This window comes from Maledivibacter halophilus (assembly GCF_900167445.1).
Lineage (GTDB): Bacteria > Bacillota > Clostridia > Peptostreptococcales > Caminicellaceae > Maledivibacter > Maledivibacter halophilus.
The window spans coordinates 50,636-66,773 of sequence record NZ_FUZT01000017.1 but is presented as its reverse complement, the minus strand read 5'-3'; the positions used below and the strand labels follow the sequence as shown (position 1 = coordinate 66,773).

The window sequence follows — 16,138 nt, the reverse complement described above, 5'->3', positions numbered from 1 at the left end:
TCTATATGAATAATTTAAAGGCAAAAATTTATCGCTAAAGGCTTTAACCTCATCACTGCGTTTTCCCTTATGTCGCTTTCCCCTTAGGGTCATAGGAGTAACATGCTTAAATATTTTTATATTCAGTTTTCAATGTGCATATGAAAGAGAAAAATATCCCCTTCATCCTTTAGGTCATTTAGGAGGCATTTTTACGGATTTTTTTGCTGTTGTGATAGAAATATAATTTAAAAATAAAAACCCCCTCACTTTATAAAGGAAAAAGTAAGGGGGTTGGGCGTAAATTTTTTAGTATTAATTTTTTCTACCACTCTTGCTCATAATTATCTTTATATTGATTATCCCAGTCTAATCCTCTGCCTTTCTTTAGTTCTGCTATCCTTTCAATTAATACATCACCTTCAAGCTTTGATAATGGATAGTTTTTATTACATTGAAAAGGGTCAGGCTTTTATAATTTTATTATTTGGGTTAATTTCTTATTGTTCTCATCAGATAATATATTTGAAACTGTTGATTCAGCTAAATGTAACTCTTTCGCTAGTTCTTTATTACTGATATCGCTAAACTCCTTTGATATTAATATCAATGCTTTCCTGGCATTGACTATTTTTTGCTTTCTTGTTTTTTTAGATAATTCATTGGGTTCAACTCCATAATACTCACAGGTTTTTTGTTTTATATATTTATGGTCTAATTTCTTAGTCTCATGCTGCTTTGGTTGTCTATCTTGCCGTATTCCCTTGTTTAGTTCTTCCTCTGTCATTTCCTCTTTATCTATTTCTTCTTCTATCAACTCAGCGTACTTTTTTATAGCCTTGTTTATATCTTCTGATAGAATACTTAGTATATATTTATAATCTACTAATCTACTTGCATTCTTTTCAATATAAGTCCTATGGCTGCTCCATTGGTAATCAAGTTTTTCTTTTATTCCAGCTCTCATAGGATTTTGATGTATATATCGGATTAAGCTTAAAAGATATTCATCTTTATTGCATAAAATTGCTTTATATCTTTGTTCAAAAACGTGTCCTGTTCTACCATTCTTTTTATTGTATTTCATTGTAAATACTTGCTGTATTCCTTGCATTATCTTTGATAGTGGTACTTTACCTACTTCAATTAATAGATGGCCATGGTTATCCATTATGCAATACGCATATAATTTGAATTTATACTTTTCTTTATATCTAAGTATAGTTTCTAAATATATCTTCTTATCCTCTTCTTTATCAAATATGTATTCTCTATTATTCCCACGACATATAACATGATATAGTGCTCCTTCATAATGTATTCGTTGTTTTCTTGCCATTTTTATCTCTCCCTATTTCTATTCCTTTATACTATAATTATATTACATATTATAAAATTATAAAAGCCTGACCCTCTCGCTTCTTATTAACGACAATAAGTTTTGTAGACAAAATGATGTCATTTCTACTTAAGAGCATGGATAGTGCCAAAAATTTTGGACTTTGCACAAAATTCTAGGCACTGCATATCTTTTAGTCTTCACCTCTCATTTTGTAAAACATCACATTCCTTTTCACATGAACTATTTTTCGTATGGATTTAAAATATATACTATATGTTCATTTATTTCTTTTGAAATTTTATCTATATCAGCATTATTTAGAAATATATATTTAAAAAATGAGTTTAAAATAATATTAAAAATTATATCGGAACACAATATTATATCAAAACTGCTTTTAAATTTTCCTTTTTGTGCATATCTTTCTAAAACTATTTTATATCCTATCTTAATATTATCATCAAAATTTAAGAATGTACTGTACATTAAATCTTGATCGTCTATATTACTTGTAATAAAAGAATACACATAATCTTTTAATATATTTTTATCTAATTGAAAAAACACATTCATTATGTTAAATGATATCTTACTAATTTCTATAGATGGTTTCTCATTATAATCTATAACATCAAAAAATTTTTGTGCATATTTAATATTTAATTTATCTTCAATAGTAACTCTATAAAGTTCAGACTTCGACTTAAAATATAAATACGTAGTTCCTATACCAACCCCAGCTTTTTTAGATATTTGTTCTATAGTAGTGTTTTTATATCCATTTTTCAGAAAAATTTCGTTTGCTGCTTCTATGATTTTATTTTTATATATTTTCTTTTTTTCTTCTCTCTTTTTAACCATTTCTATCTCCTTACTAAATATTTTTGCAAATTTGCAAAACTTTTTTAGTGCTTAATAGTAAATAAAAAGGTCTTTATTGATATTTTTTTTCTTGGGTATCAAGTTGTTTTTTTTAACAGAATCCAAGAAACTATCCAAATCAACAAGATCTTTGTATTTTAAATTTACCGATTCAGTATTTCCCGAATGTGCTACATGAATAATAACACCTGTTTTTACATGATTTAAGATCTCTTTTATGGAATGTTTATAGTCTTTTAAACTAGTTGATAATAAATATGTATTACACATTATATTGGGACCTTTTTTAACCAAATAATCTCCTGCAAATAATTGATTTAATTTTTCATCATATAATACAATTGATTCATTATCATGGCCAGGAGCTTCAATAATTTTTATTATTCTATTCCCTAAATTAATTGTTTCTCCATGTCTTATTACTTTAGTTACTCTAAATTGCTTTGGTTTAAAACCTTCAAATACTCCCCAAAATGACTTTTTATTCGGTATTATCATATTATTCTTACCTATTATTTGTTTTTGAATTTGATTTTCTCCTAAGTAAACTTCATCAAATTTATCTATATTTCCAACATGATCGTAATGGTAATGGCTTATCATATTTATTACAGGTAAATCCGTCAATTTATTTACTACCTTTGTAATATCTCTTATTCCAGGGCCTGAATCAAATAGTATTGCTTTTTCATCGCCCATTATTAAGTAATTATAGTTTCTTTGCCAATATCTAGGTTCCCCTATCGCTATAGTTCTTTCATCTATATATTTTATAGTATAATAATCATCATACCACTTTTCATCACTAGGTATTTTAGTATTTTCCTTGCTTATCAATTTTGGTTGTTGTAGTGACAAATATGGTATAATATCGTACCTTTTCAAATATAAGAATATACCTACTATCATAAGTATACATATGTGCATGTAATTTAACCCGTTTTTATAAGCAGTATATATGAAAAACAATATACATAATACCATTATTAAATTGAAAAGTTTATATTTAAAGTTATTTTTTGTCATTTTACTAACTCCTATCAATAATGAATGCATTCATGAATATATTCATATTATAATCACGTAAATGTTTATTGTCAATATATTTTTATCTATAATTTTGGGCATGCTATCGACAGAAAATATTTTTAGAATTCTCTTTCCATGTAGTTCTGCCTAATTTATCTTGTTCAAAGAACAGATAGCTCAGTAAAATATGATAATAAGGAATAAAAAATATATATTACCTTATATTCACATAAACAACATATGCAGTATTATCCATATAATCATAAATATATAAATTTTATCGAAATAGAAATAAATATACTTTTCCTATATAGCTTGAATTCATATATTTAATTTTCATCTATACTAAATATCATAAAGTACAAAATCAAATTTTAAGTTATACTTTTTTCTATTTGAATCATAACATCTGTTAAACCAAATTATCCCACTACTAAACAAGCTATATATTCTAGCCATTTTATTCTTTATTCTTTTTGTAGCAGCTCCTATTATTTTACTTTTCTTATTTTTAGAACAATTTGCTCCTAATATAATAATCCAGGTATAAGCTATACATAAGCATAGATATAAATTTTCAAAGTACTTAATATCTTCTGTTCAAGTATTTTCTGAATCTACAGCCCTACATACTGTTAAATTACATTTATAATCTTTTTACTTAATAAAATTTCACCAATTTTTTTAGTTTTATCTTTAATTGGCTTTATATGTTTGAAATTTTTATGGTTTTAAGAATATATTCTCTGCTTATTACTGATACTAGCTTAATCTCAATATCTGACAACAATATGCTGGCAGGTAATATGTCAATCTCTTCTTTAATAATGATATAATCCTCTTTTCCTGGTAAATCTTAATCCATAATAATTTTCTCCATTAGATGATATAGGTTTATATAATTTGTCTGAACTTTCAATTTCAAAACAATCGGTTAAATTTCTACATGTTGTACTTTTTGCTGTTTCTCCTTTTTGACTTGCTATTGCTATGACCTTACACATTTTCAAAACCCCTTTCTTGATTAATTTTCATTATTTCTTTTCCTTTAAACGCAAAAAGACAGGATTTGATCGGTACAATCAAATCCTGTCTTTTATTTATAACATGTCTACTTTTCTAGGTACGCACTGCAATGCAAATTTCAAGCTCTCCAATAGGTACTTTATTCTTAAAATCTCACCCATTTTTCACAAACTTAAAATCCTCCAATGCCCTTGTAAATACAGCTATTTCATAGATTCTTTCCTCTGTATTCCTACGACGGTCTCCACATGGTGGTTTATGTGTAAATATATCATCAAAAAAACCGCCGTTACTTATGATACGGTTCACCCCTATTTATCCTAAATCCCCTATAAACTTGCTCAAGTAAAATCACCTTCATTAGCTGGTGTGGGAAAGTCATTGGGGAAAAAGACAATTTGAAATTTGATTTGTCTAGAACCTTTTTTGATAATCCTAAGGATCCTCCTATTACAAATACTATGTTGCTTTTACCCAGTATACCTAAATCATCTATCTTCTTGGCAAATTCTTCTGAAGTCATCATTTTTCCCTTTATATCTAGGACTATAACATAAGCTCCTTCTTTGATATTTTTTAATATTATATTACCTTCTTTATCCTTTATATTTTTGATTTCTGTTTCACTTAAATTTTCAGGAGCTCTCTCATCAGGTACTTCTATAAAACTTAGTTTGCAATATCTGCTCAGTCTTTTACTGTACTCACCTATGGCATTTTTTAAGTATTTTTCTTTTATCTTACCTACTGATATTATAGTCATGTTCATTTTCTACCATCCTTCATCTTTTACTTTGAATGTACATATATTAGCCACTTTATATATTTTATTGTCCTTTATATACAATCTATGGGTATTACTTTGAAAAACTGTATATTTTCCTATATCCTCTATTTTAAAAATTGTACTTGCTATTGAAGCTAAGTCCTTTTTCTTCAACTTTACTCCTGCTTTAGATATTTTCCCATCCTTAACAGCTTTTTTAAATAAATACACCATCACTTCCTTATAGTCATCCGGTACAAAACTCTTTTTATATTTATTGCACTTTCTACAACTGCAAACCAAATTAAATATATCATCTGGTCCACCTTTACTTTTTGGAAAATAATGATCTAGGCTCATTTGCTTAAATAACAATTTCTTGCCACAAAAATAGCACATACCGCAATCCCTTATATATATGTATTTCTTATTTTCTTTTTTTAATTTTTTATTCAAAGACATAGATGCCCCCTGTCTTTTAAACTGCTATTTATTCTTTCTACTAATTTATTATAAATAATTCCTTATATTGTTTCCATACCCATTTATTATTTCTCTTTAAGAAATTTTATATTTTCCAATTTTGTATGGCTAGGATTAGTTTATTTTACGACTGCCTATGTGTTTTATTTCCAAGCCTTTTAAATGGTTTGCAAAATAATAAGATTTAAATATGCATACATATTATTTTTTTCCAAAAACTATTTATTAAATATTTGAGGAAATATTAAAATCTCTAATATGGGAATTAGCTCAACAAATTAATTTAATAAGTTACAATAAATTCTTTATATCTTAATATATTTAAAATTATTTTCTTTTGTTAAATTGAATAAGCAATCTTTCAATGTTATAATATATAATAGGGAAAAGTTACATGTAGTCCTATACTTTTTACGGAGGATAACAAAATGATGAAATTTTCTAAAATGCTACTAACCTTGTCACTTAGTTTTTTATGTATACTGATTATGACTTCTTCAGTATACGGTGAGGAAAAGATTAATGGAGTAAGTCTTGCCGACAACGTAAATATCCGAGAAACACCAAAAACCGATTCAAAAGTACTAGCTAAATTGACTATTGGAGAAACGACCCAAATTTTATCAAATAAAAACAACTGGTATTTCATAAAAACTAGCTCCGGGTCTGAAGGTTGGGTATTAAACGACCTTATTGCTGCAGATGAAGAAAAAGATCCTATAAAAAGAGGTATAATAGCAACAGACATCCTCAATGTTCGGAAGGAACCTGATACTAATTCAAATATCATACATACTTTATCAAAGGAAAACAAAGTTATAATTACAAATACACAGGACGAATGGTATGAAATACCTCTAAGTGAAACAAAAAATGGTTGGATACATTCAGACTATGTTAAAGTTAAACCAAACTACTCAATGGGTAAAATCATAGGTGATAATGTTCATCTTAGAAAAGGAAACTCCCTTGAATCTGAAGTCGTAAAGGAACTAAAGTTAGGCGCCTACATATACGTAAAAAATTACTCCAATGGATGGTATCAAGTATCCACTTTCGATGGTGAAGACGGCTGGGTCCATAATGAGCTTATGACAGTTCTATTTGAAGATAATATAGCAAATACTGTATCAAGATCTGCCAATAGAACATCCCTTAAAATTGTTCAAGAAGCAAAGAAATTATTAGGTAAACGTTATAAATATGGTGCAACTGGACCTAATAAATTTGATTGTTCTGGTTTTACTACATATGTTTTCAAAAAATGCGGTATCAAATTGCCGCGAACTTCTAGTACTCAAGCAACAGTAGGAAAGAAAGTTAGTAAAAGCAATTTACAAACAGGAGATTTAGTTTTCTTTAATAGCAACGGTAAAGGTACTAAGATATCCCATGTAGGTATTTATATTGGAAATGGAAAATTTATTCATGCTTCATCAGGTAGTAAATATAGTGTAATTATTTCAGATATAACTACCGGTACTTACAATAAAAGATATGTAACAGCTAGACGAGTATATTAATTAAAACTTAAAATTAAAAATGCGCCTTAAGGCGCATTTTTGCTATCTATATGTTTTACCTTCAAATTTTATTATCTTTTCTATTTTCTCCTGATCTCTAATTATTTCTACTGTAATTTCATCTTCTGGTCTATATTTATACAGTTCCTTAAGCAATTGTCTCACAGTTTTTATTTCAACACCACCTAATGAAATCAAAACATCTCCTCTGTGTATACCTGCCTTAGCAGCAGCAGAGTCCTTATATACCATCCAAATAAAAACGCCATTTTCAACTCCTGGAATATCTCCATAACTATTTTCTACCTGCTTTACATCATAGGGCCTAATCCCTAAATAAACCTTTTTAAATTCACCCTTTTCGATAAATTCATCTACTATTGGTTTAGCAGTATTTACTGGTATAGCAAAGCCCAAACCTTCTCCCGACTGAATTTTAGCAGTATTTATCCCTATAACCTGTCCCATTGAATTTAAAAGCGGACCACCGCTATTTCCAGGGTTTATAGAGGCATCGGTTTGAATAAGACCATCTATACTTTCATACTCACTTATAGGTACACTTCTGTTTAGACCGCTTATTATACCTGCAGTTACTGTTCTTTCAAAGGATAGTCCCAAGGGATTTCCTATGGCTATTGATGTTTCTCCTACTGTTAGATTGTCAGAGTTTCCAAGGTCTGCAACAGGTAGATTATTAGCCTCAACCTTAATAACTGCCAAATCCAATGATACATCATTCCACAAAACTTTTGCTTCTAAGTTTTTGCCATCATTAAGGAGTACTTTTACTTCCTCAGCTTCACCATTATCAACCACATGGGCATTTGTAAGGATAAATCCTCTACTATCTACAATAACTCCTGTACCCAAACCCGTGGCTCTTCTAGTCCCAAATAAAAAATCCCTTTGTATGGATACGGTAGTAATGCCTACCACTGAGGGCATAGCTTTTTGGGCAACCGCAGAAGCAACCGTCATTTCCTTATCCTTAGTAATAATCTCAACTTTTTCAGTAGGCTTATAAATATATGGAACATCAATATATTTTCCATATAGATAAGTAGGCGCTATGTAAGCACCAATTATACCTCCTATAATTGCAGATATTAAAGACACAATTATCAATATAAACAAAGGAAGTCTATATCTTTTTTTCCTCTTATTATTTTGATTATAATAAGTTGGTGTATAAACAGGAACAGAACTATTTTCTTCATAATCTGAATAGGTTTTGCCTTCATTATTTTCATTTTGCTGAATTCTTTTAAAAAAGTCATTATCTTCCTTCATACAATATACCTCCTTAGCTCAGATTATTAAAGATAAACCACTATAATATTTAATAAATAATCTGAGTTAAAAATCCTTTTGTATATTATATACCCTTCCAGTTCTATTTCTATAAGTTAAATCTAAATTTACATCTACTCCAACCTTTATTTCATTTTCAATAATAATATTTTTAACAGTCTCATAAGCTAGCTCTGGAAAGTTATTTTCTTTACTAAGATGGGCCAACAACGCATATTTAACCTTTCCATTTTTAACTACTTCAGTTATTATATTTCCTGCTGCCTCATTGGATAGATGGCCGAAATCACCAAGTATTCTTTTTTTCAAAAACCAAGGATACCTCCCAAATTTAACCATCTCAACATCATGGTTTGATTCAATTACAAGTAAATCACTATCCTTTATTTCATTAATAATTTCATCGGTAATACAACCTAAATCAGTTGTAATGCTAATTTTTGAATTATTATGTACAAAGGAATAACCCATAGGATTACAAGCATCATGGGATATACTATATGGATTCACCTTTATATCACCAATAGCAAAGCTTTCACAATCACTAAAAAGTCTAATATCTTTTCCCTTAACAGAACCTATTTTATCTTTCATAGCCTCCCATGTCTTTTCATTTACATATAGAGGTATATCAAATTTCCTCATTAAGACACCTACACCCTTAATATGATCGCTATGCTCATGGGTAATAAGAAGCCCATCAATCTTCTCTGCCTCTATATCTATGTTTTTAAGGGCATTGGTTATATATTTTCCCGTAAGACCAGCATCTATTAATAATTTTGTGTCTCTACTACCTACATATTGACAATTTCCACTACTTCCACTTGCTAAAGAACAAAACTTAAAACCCATTTATCTTCAACCTTTCTATAGATAAGCCATATTAAAACTCTATAAGCTCAACATTACTCTTAACTTGTTTATTATACAATATTATAGTAAATATAGTAAAGCAATGAAAACCCTTAATTTGCAAATGATAAAAATATATATGCTTAGAATTTTTTTATATGTAAATTAATCAATAGATTTGTTTCAATATAAAACACAAAAAAACAAAGCAGAAAAGACAGTGCTCTTCTACTTTTGTTGAATTATCTAAATCTATTCATAGGCCTCTATATCTATATACTCTCCATCTTGTAAGATTATTCTCCAATACAAAAGACCTTTTTTTTCATCACCTACATACCACTTTTCTTCAAATATTCCATCTAACTCATGAATATCTAGAGAATGCACTAAATTAATATCTGTTATTACAACTTTACTATCTTTAGTATCTTTCATAGTCTCCAATTTATCTATAACCAATAATAATGCCTTTGTTGTAGGAATAATTCCTTTTTCAATTGATTTTACATTGGTTGCCTGTAACCATCTTCTCTCAAAATAAACTACCTGATCATTTTTAACAGTTATCTTCATATAACCATTATCCAATATTATATTTTCATACCTCTGCTTATACAATATTTCATATTCATTATTTTCCTTTTTTATATCCCAAAGTTCTATTTCGTCATTCTCATATCCGTGTTCTTTTATAAAATCATAAGCTATTTCTTTAGCTTCCTCTTCACTTGACTTTGTATTATTATCATTTAAACTTTTTTTATAAATAATAAGCTTATTATTTGATGTAAGTTTAACTGTTTCTTTATTATCCGATTCATTTTCTCCTAAAAATTTATCTTCTATCTCTTCTTTATCATAGGATTCATATTTAACAGTTATTTCAGGAACCCGAAATGTTTTTTTTGGTATATCAGCTTTTATAATTATATTCTTTTCTTCAAAAATCTTTTTAATATCATTGATTTTTTCCTCACTTATAGTATCACTATATCTATTAGCTTTCATATCCTTTAAAGTATAATATCCCAAAATTAAATTTGTAATTATAAAGGCCACTATAAGTATATTTTTAGCTTTTACCCAATCCATTGATGCACCTCATCCTTTTAAAAATCCCCGACTTTACAAAGCCGAGGATAAAGCTTAGTTTTTAGGGTTTGAAGTATAATTAACGCCAGTATATAAGTCAAAATAATAAACTATATCATCAATAGTAACTTCCCAAGCAGGTACAAGCTTATCTTGATATGAATAGTAAACTAAACCTATTCTTTCTATCAATTCCTCTGTCTCAAGATCTTGAATTTTCTCTTCTTCTAATTCATTTTCCATTATATAGGTATTCTTAATCATATATCCATACATTCTCAAAACATCTGAAAAATCAAGCATTTTCTTTTCTTGACCTTCATCAAAAACAGAAAGTATACTCTTTACTTCTTTATTAAAATTTTGTGGTGGACTTTTAACCATTTTTTTATAATAAGTAATCTGGCTTCCAATTACTCTAACAACTATAGCCTTATCTTTTGCTATATCCGGTATAAACACTGGCAAGCCCTTTAATCTATAGTTAAAACTAAACTCATATCCCTTTTTATTATTCTTTTCAATAAGTTTATAATCTGATAAATAAGCATTTTCTCTATTAATAGGCCATCTACCTTTTTCTTCAACAAATTTAACTGCATATTTTAAACTGTCAATAAAATCTAATTCATATGATGCCTTTTTATTATCAACCTTTTCTTCATATACTAATTCTCCATTTTTGTTTATCTTTAGAGTCTTTTCTCCATACCCATACATATATATAATACTTCCATCTATTTCGTTAATTTCTTTGACAAAATCAAAGCTTGAACTAAAAAATTGATTGGCTTGAGATATTACACTTGCCTTATCTGTAACATCTATTTCATTTTTAACATTATAAAATGGAATAGTCTCTCTACTCGTGCCGAAAACTGGAATTAAGGTATCGTTATCCACTTGTGAGTGGCGATTTAATGTAATATAGTTTATATATCCTTTATCCTCAAAAATTTTTTCAATATTATCTACAAGCTCTCTTACTCTATTATCTTTAAAATTACCCTTTAGTTCTATATAGAAATCATTTTCATGATTCCCCAAATATATATTATTAGATCCACCTTCAATGGCAGGGATAAGTATTGTATCTATTTTCTCCTTGATTTTAGATGCATTACCACTCTCATCCAAAATAGCATCTATGAGTATATTACCAGGAATTTCACATGCAAAATTCAATCTTATTGACTTAAATCTATTTATTTTCTGCCATTTATCATAATCTATTTGATGTACTTCATAATCACTTTTTAAGTAGTCCCTTAAGACCTCCTTAGTAGTTTTCCAAATCCATACATCATTTTTATCATAAGAATTATTAGAAATAGGCTTAGTAATATTCCATACTTCATAGGGTTCAGAATAAAATACAGTATAATCTCCGCCCCCAAAGCTTATGATAAAGTCTTGGGGGCTTAGTATCTCAGTAACATCTATATCGAATTCTTCTAAATTCATATCATCGGCTATAGAAATCACTCCACCAAAGGGAAAGTAAAACCATAGCCTTTGTGTAAGAATTAAACTCACTATAAAAAGAGAGAGCAAAAGTACAGATTTAATTTTTTCAAATTTCATTATACCTCACCCCTGAAATCTACTTTTCCGATGTAAGGTCAATTGGGTTTGTTGGTAAACTCAAGGGATCCTTTTCTACCTTATCAACCACTTCTTCAGTCTTTTTTACTTTAAATTCTATTTCTTCTATGGGCTCTTCTTCTCCCTCTCTAGTAAACACCATCTTATATTCTCCTGCTTTAAAGTCCTTTATATTTTTATCAAAATCACTTGCTTGATCACTAGGTTCAATTACTTGTGGGTCAAAGAGTAATTCCTGAGTTTCATTTGATACTTTGTACATATTTAAGGTCACAGGGGAATCTGAAATAAGATTAACAGAAATTACAAGATTCTTATTAGGCACAACTTCACCATCAGAATTAATTTTAGGACTAATTATTTGAATTTCTTCCTTTTTCTCTTCTTTAATTTCTACATCAAGCTCTTTTAAAGCTGTATTTTCTTTTTTTACATCTATTACATTAGTACTATCTTGTGGATCTACTGCATAAACCACAACACTAGACGTACTAAGAACTATTAGAACAAGGGTTCCTGTAATTATTTTCTTTAACATAACTAGGCCTCCCAGCATACTATTTCCTTATTATATACTACTATTATATAATAGTAATGTTACAGCGGTGTTACACTGTATTTAAAATAGTATTACACAGTTCTTTCCTCTATTGGTATTCTAATTTTCACCTCTGTCCCCTCATTAACTTTACTAAAAATTTCTATACTACCATTATGAGCATCTATTATTTCTTTAGCTATAGATAGTCCAAGACCTGTCCCTCCTAATTCTCTGGATCTCGCCTTGTCTACTCTATAAAACCTCTCAAATATTCGCAATAGATCCTCCTCAGGAATACCCATACCTGTATCTTTGACAGTTATTAAAGCTTCATTCTCTTGAGTTTGAATATCTATTGAAATTTCTCCAGAATCCTCTGTATACTTAATAGCATTAGTAACAATATTAAGGAGAACCTGTTCTATTCTATCAAAATCGAAATAAGCAAAGAGCTCCTCGCAGTTAGGTGAAAATTTAAGTCTCTGTTTCTTATTATTTGCAGTTATATCTAGCTTCATAACCGTTTGTTTTATTAATTTCACTAAATCATTACGGGTCATATTTAGCTTTATTTTATTATTATCAAAATTAGATAATTGTAATAGATCTCTTACTAATCTAGTCATTCTATCGGATTCATTATTTATAACCTTTAAAAATTGCTCAGATATGGCTCTATCTTCAAGCATTCCATCTAATAAGGTTTCAGTATAGCTTTTTATACTTGTAAGAGGAGTCTTCAGCTCATGGGATACATTGGCAACAAATTCTCTTCTCATATTTTCTAGCTTTTGCTGCTTTGTTACATCCTTCATCACCAATACTAAGCCTCGAATTTCATTGTTTTCATCTTTAAATGGTGCATACTCAACATTATATATGGATTCATTGATGTTTATATTTTCTCTACCTATCAAAGTATCATTGTATTCCATTATAAACTCCAGTGTAAGCTTCTCATCTAAATCTTTAAATAGTTCATCATAATTGCTTTTCAGAATTATATCCTCTGAAACCCCTAACATTTCCATCGCCTTTGGATTTGCGTGTATAATATCCCCTTCTTTATTAACAGCTATAAGTCCATCGGCCATGTAATTCAATATAGTCTCCATTTTACTTTTTTCGCTGGAAATTTCCGCAAGGGTATTTTCTAATTTAGTAGTTAAGAAATTAAACATTTCCGCAAGTTTTCCTATTTCGTCATCAGATTTGACATCTACTCTTTGATTAAAATTACCCTTAGCCATTAAAGCAGCCTTTTCTGTTACATCATTAATGGGTTCTGTTATACTTTTAGCTATTAAATATCCAAGTATAATAGTAATCCCGAGTGCCAAAATAACTGCTTGAGTCATTATCTTCATGGCTTTATTTAAAGTATCATAGATATCCTTCAGATCTGCCCTTAGATATAGGACTCCTACTATTTTTTCATTTTTTTCTATGGGAAATGCTATGTTCTTAGTCCATTTTTCCCCCTGGGTGTAATCCTTTTCTGCAACATCCTTTTTCCCAGTTAATACATCTAAAATCAAGTCTTCATCTAATTCACTGACTGCACTTATATTTTCAAAAACATCATTACTACTAGCGATTATCTTCCAGTCTGTACTTATTACAAAGGATTCTTCAAAGGGAGTATTTGGCCATGTTTTTATAGTACTTTGAAGGGCTTCCTTATCATCTTCTAGATTAACTTTAACAAGAAGTTTCTCAATACCGGGTTTGATGTTCTTAGCCATATCATCTAATCTTTTTCTTGCAACATCAAGATGATAAGACTCAAAGCTTTTTATAATGAAGACTCCTATTATTGACATAGCTATAAAAACCAAAGCAAAATAGACTATAATAAATTTCCATCTTATGCTTTTAAACATACTAAATCCTCCTAAAGTAATATCCTACTCCACGCTTTGTAAGAATATACTTTGGATTACTGGAATCTCCTTCTACCTTCTCTCTTAGCCTTCTTATTGTAACATCTACAGTTCTTATATCTCCGTAATATTCATATCCCCAAACATCCTTTAGGAGTTGTTCCCTAGTAAAAACCTGATTTTCCTGAGTTGCAAGAAACTTTAAAAGTTCGAATTCTCTAAGGGTTAAATCTATAACTTCTTCTCCTCTTTTAACCTCGTATTTATCCAGGTCAATAGAAAGATTTCCTGAAACTATACTGCTGCCTCTACTTTGTGTTTTATCTACTTCTATTCTCCTTAAATTAGCCTTTACTCTTGCAATCAATTCCCTCATACCAAAGGGTTTAGTTATATAATCATCGGCCCCAAGCTCAAGTCCCAAAACTTTGTCAACCTCTTCTTCCTTAGCAGTAAGCATTAATATTGGCATATTGAAGGTTTCCCTAACCTTTCTACAAACCTGAAAGCCATCAAGCTTTGGAAGCATTAGATCCAATAAAATCAAATCAGGCTGAAATTGATAAACCTTTTTTAAAGCTTCTTCTCCATCAAATGCAACATCAACCTCAAAACCTTCCTTTACTAAATTAAATTTTATAATATCTGAAATCGGCTTTTCATCATCAACTACAAGTACCTTTCTGTCCACCCTTTATCACCTCTTGGAAAAATAATTGATTGTTTGAGGAAATTGCATAACTTCATCCTGTGAAAAACATTTACTCCATCTAGATTTTAAATCTCTAAAGCACTTCCATATATTATGCAATTATCCCATTTATTTATAAAATCTTAATTAAAAGTCTAAATAGTACATATCTTATTTATTATCATATCCTTTATCATCAGCCTTGTCTATAGGTTTAATATCTAATTTTGAAAATTTATCCTTAGTTACCATTTCAAAAGCATTTCTAAAAACATATCCTTCTTCCAACTTTTCAAGTATTTCTTTAACTTTTTCAAATCCATAGGCTTCTACCATATATCTTACTACTCTAAATGACTGAGTATATGCCAAATGCTGATCTAATTTATTAAAATTACTATTAAGTTCGTCTATTGAATATAAATTTTCCCACTTAACATCCTTTCCCCACTCATATCCTGTGTATATATATTCTGAATACAATGCTAACCCTTCTGTAAACCATAGAGGATAATTTCCCTTTGTAATATCATCTATGATCAAATGAGTAAATTCATGGACCATAGGCCCTTCATTCATAAATAAATATTCCATGTCTTCATGGGCAGGAACCCATAATCTCGGAGATAAAATTTGAATAGTAGATGCATAATACACACCCATAGGTGGTTTAGATTTCCCAAGATTTGCATTTCTTAAAAGATCATCCGGGTTTTCATATAATACTACTATTGCTTTATCCTTTGGATAATAATCATACTGATTGCATATTTCACCATAATGCTTTTCAGCAGCTTTTTCAACAAGTTTTAAAACTTCTAAATCATTGGTCTTGTGTTTGATTATAAAATTCTCTGTTTTTAATTCACTATAATCCTCAACATTTTGTAAGACTTTTTTCTTAGGTATATTTCTAAAAAGAACATATAAATCTCCTTTTATACCAAAAACATTAAAAGATATTAAAATAAATATAATAACCATACTGATAATTATATAAAATCTTTTTTTCATGTGAATCCCCTCCCCCTTATATCAATATGTATATGAGGGAATACACAACTATTATACCATGATATTATGTAAACTCTGGTGGTAATTTGCGGTAATAATATTAATTTATC

16 protein-coding genes are annotated in these 16,138 nt (G+C 29.1%); 1 reads left to right on the top strand and 15 read right to left on the bottom strand.

The window, feature by feature from the left end:
• Window positions 1–451 precede the first annotated feature (451 nt).
• The 7 genes from B5X81_RS23600 to B5X81_RS23575 form a co-directional block, all read right to left on the bottom strand.
• Entirely contained in the window at window positions 452–1,318 is an 867-nt protein-coding gene (locus B5X81_RS23600; protein ID WP_079495450.1) for a transposase, read from the bottom strand.
• Window positions 1,319–1,561: 243 nt separating this feature from the next.
• Window positions 1,562–2,182, bottom strand: coding sequence for a TetR/AcrR family transcriptional regulator (locus tag B5X81_RS23595; protein WP_079495449.1), 621 nt, complete (start codon window positions 2,180–2,182; stop codon window positions 1,562–1,564).
• A gap of 51 nt (window positions 2,183–2,233) precedes the next feature.
• A complete protein-coding gene (locus tag B5X81_RS23590) occupies window positions 2,234–3,229 on the bottom strand; it encodes an MBL fold metallo-hydrolase (RefSeq protein WP_170917578.1) in 996 nt (331 codons plus the stop codon).
• Between the two features lie 824 nt (window positions 3,230–4,053).
• A complete protein-coding gene (locus tag B5X81_RS23585; protein ID WP_079495446.1) occupies window positions 4,054–4,236 on the bottom strand; it encodes a hypothetical protein in 183 nt (60 codons plus the stop codon).
• Window positions 4,237–4,411: 175 nt separating this feature from the next.
• A complete protein-coding gene (locus tag B5X81_RS27660) occupies window positions 4,412–4,567 on the bottom strand; it encodes a hypothetical protein (RefSeq protein ID WP_170917577.1) in 156 nt (51 codons plus the stop codon).
• The gene (gene rlmH, locus B5X81_RS23580) at window positions 4,548–5,027 is read right to left on the bottom strand and encodes a 23S rRNA (pseudouridine(1915)-N(3))-methyltransferase RlmH (protein ID WP_079495444.1); all 480 of its coding nucleotides are present in this window, start codon (window positions 5,025–5,027) and stop codon (window positions 4,548–4,550) included. The genes B5X81_RS27660 and rlmH overlap by 20 nt, the downstream gene beginning before the upstream one ends.
• A gap of 3 nt (window positions 5,028–5,030) precedes the next feature.
• The gene (locus tag B5X81_RS23575; protein WP_079495443.1) at window positions 5,031–5,486 is read right to left on the bottom strand and encodes an HNH endonuclease; all 456 of its coding nucleotides are present in this window, start codon (window positions 5,484–5,486) and stop codon (window positions 5,031–5,033) included.
• 449 nt (window positions 5,487–5,935) lie between these two features.
• On the opposite strand from B5X81_RS23575, the gene B5X81_RS23570 reads away from it, so the two are divergent.
• Complete coding sequence (locus B5X81_RS23570; RefSeq protein ID WP_079495441.1) at window positions 5,936–7,030, top strand: C40 family peptidase; 1,095 nt, start codon at window positions 5,936–5,938, stop codon at window positions 7,028–7,030.
• A gap of 42 nt (window positions 7,031–7,072) precedes the next feature.
• On the opposite strand, the gene htrA is transcribed toward B5X81_RS23570, so the two are convergent.
• The 8 genes from htrA to B5X81_RS23530 form a co-directional block, all read right to left on the bottom strand.
• Window positions 7,073–8,323 carry a serine protease HtrA gene (gene htrA / locus B5X81_RS23565; RefSeq protein ID WP_079495440.1) on the bottom strand — a complete coding sequence of 417 codons (1,251 nt, stop codon included), beginning with the start codon at window positions 8,321–8,323 and terminating at the stop codon, window positions 7,073–7,075.
• A gap of 66 nt (window positions 8,324–8,389) precedes the next feature.
• Entirely contained in the window at window positions 8,390–9,199 is an 810-nt protein-coding gene (locus B5X81_RS23560; RefSeq protein ID WP_079495438.1) for an MBL fold metallo-hydrolase, read from the bottom strand.
• Between the two features lie 252 nt (window positions 9,200–9,451).
• Window positions 9,452–10,294 (bottom strand): two-component system regulatory protein YycI, encoded by an 843-nt coding sequence (yycI, locus tag B5X81_RS23555; protein WP_079495437.1) that lies wholly within the window; start codon window positions 10,292–10,294, stop codon window positions 9,452–9,454.
• Window positions 10,295–10,348: 54 nt separating this feature from the next.
• On the bottom strand, window positions 10,349–11,878 hold the full coding sequence (locus B5X81_RS23550) for a hypothetical protein (protein ID WP_079495435.1): 1,530 nt from the start codon (window positions 11,876–11,878) through the stop codon (window positions 10,349–10,351).
• A gap of 19 nt (window positions 11,879–11,897) precedes the next feature.
• Window positions 11,898–12,437: a hypothetical protein gene (locus B5X81_RS23545; protein ID WP_079495434.1), complete on the bottom strand. Its 540-nt coding sequence runs from the start codon at window positions 12,435–12,437 to the stop codon at window positions 11,898–11,900.
• A 92-nt stretch (window positions 12,438–12,529) separates the two neighbouring features.
• The gene (locus B5X81_RS23540; protein ID WP_079495432.1) at window positions 12,530–14,323 is read right to left on the bottom strand and encodes a sensor histidine kinase; all 1,794 of its coding nucleotides are present in this window, start codon (window positions 14,321–14,323) and stop codon (window positions 12,530–12,532) included.
• A 1-nt stretch (window position 14,324) separates the two neighbouring features.
• Entirely contained in the window at window positions 14,325–15,014 is a 690-nt protein-coding gene (yycF, locus tag B5X81_RS23535; RefSeq protein ID WP_079495431.1) for a response regulator YycF, read from the bottom strand.
• A gap of 171 nt (window positions 15,015–15,185) precedes the next feature.
• Window positions 15,186–16,028 carry a peptidase MA family metallohydrolase gene (locus B5X81_RS23530; RefSeq protein WP_079495429.1) on the bottom strand — a complete coding sequence of 281 codons (843 nt, stop codon included), beginning with the start codon at window positions 16,026–16,028 and terminating at the stop codon, window positions 15,186–15,188.
• Between the last annotated feature and the right edge of the window lie 110 nt (window positions 16,029–16,138).

Bases quoted from the DNA above. Each gene is read 5' to 3' on its own strand.
- yycI (WP_079495437.1), bottom strand. From the start codon at position 10,294: ATGGATTGGGTAAAAGCTAAAAATATACTTATAGTGGCCTTTATAATT.
- B5X81_RS23550 (WP_079495435.1), bottom strand. From the start codon at position 11,878: ATGAAATTTGAAAAAATTAAATCTGTACTTTTGCTCTCTCTTTTTATA.
- B5X81_RS23575 (WP_079495443.1), bottom strand. From the start codon at position 5,486: ATGTCTTTGAATAAAAAATTAAAAAAAGAAAATAAGAAATACATATAT.
- B5X81_RS23585 (WP_079495446.1), bottom strand. From the start codon at position 4,236: ATGTGTAAGGTCATAGCAATAGCAAGTCAAAAAGGAGAAACAGCAAAA.
- B5X81_RS23540 (WP_079495432.1), bottom strand. From the start codon at position 14,323: ATGTTTAAAAGCATAAGATGGAAATTTATTATAGTCTATTTTGCTTTG.
- B5X81_RS23600 (WP_079495450.1), bottom strand. From the start codon at position 1,318: ATGGCAAGAAAACAACGAATACATTATGAAGGAGCACTATATCATGTT.
- B5X81_RS23545 (WP_079495434.1), bottom strand. From the start codon at position 12,437: ATGTTAAAGAAAATAATTACAGGAACCCTTGTTCTAATAGTTCTTAGT.
- B5X81_RS23570 (WP_079495441.1), top strand. From the start codon at position 5,936: ATGATGAAATTTTCTAAAATGCTACTAACCTTGTCACTTAGTTTTTTA.
- B5X81_RS23560 (WP_079495438.1), bottom strand. From the start codon at position 9,199: ATGGGTTTTAAGTTTTGTTCTTTAGCAAGTGGAAGTAGTGGAAATTGT.
- rlmH (WP_079495444.1), bottom strand. From the start codon at position 5,027: ATGAACATGACTATAATATCAGTAGGTAAGATAAAAGAAAAATACTTA.
- B5X81_RS23590 (WP_170917578.1), bottom strand. From the start codon at position 3,229: ATGACAAAAAATAACTTTAAATATAAACTTTTCAATTTAATAATGGTA.
- htrA (WP_079495440.1), bottom strand. From the start codon at position 8,323: ATGAAGGAAGATAATGACTTTTTTAAAAGAATTCAGCAAAATGAAAAT.
- B5X81_RS23530 (WP_079495429.1), bottom strand. From the start codon at position 16,028: ATGAAAAAAAGATTTTATATAATTATCAGTATGGTTATTATATTTATT.
- B5X81_RS23595 (WP_079495449.1), bottom strand. From the start codon at position 2,182: ATGGTTAAAAAGAGAGAAGAAAAAAAGAAAATATATAAAAATAAAATC.